General features: G+C 30.9%; 1 protein-coding gene. It reads right to left on the bottom strand.

What is annotated here, in order from left to right:
• Positions 1-395 (bottom strand): SpaA isopeptide-forming pilin-related protein (locus tag O212_RS16760; protein WP_035279729.1); only part of this gene is annotated, 395 nt, incomplete at both ends.

The following is a 395-nucleotide window of genomic DNA, read 5'->3' as shown; positions in this document are numbered from 1 at the left end:
TTGTTTCTCCAAGTATTATTTCAAATGGATATTTTGTGTTATTTAAGTTATATCCAACTGGTGCTGTTATCTCTTGGAAGTAATATTTTCCTGGTCTTAAGTCTGTCTTTGTACTTACTTCTCCAGTACTTCCTGTTGTTACTTTTTCTATTAACTTATTGTTTGAGTCATAAACTCCATAAACAGCTCCTTGAAGTTTTCCTCCAGTTTTACTATCTACCTTTATAAGTTTTGCTGATCCAAGTATTACTGAATCTTTTGCAATTACTTCATTCTTATCTGCTACTCCACCTAATTTAATTTCAAGTGGTAATTTTTCATCGCTTATATTGTATCCCTTTGGTGCTGTTATTTCTTTAAAATAGTAATTTCCTGGTCTTAATTTTGTACTTGCT

Source organism: Clostridium sp. Ade.TY, assembly GCF_000498355.1.
In the GTDB taxonomy this organism is placed as follows: domain Bacteria; phylum Bacillota; class Clostridia; order Clostridiales; family Clostridiaceae; genus Clostridium.
The sequence above is the reverse complement of the archived record's forward strand: the minus strand, read 5'-3'. Positions and strand labels throughout refer to the sequence as shown.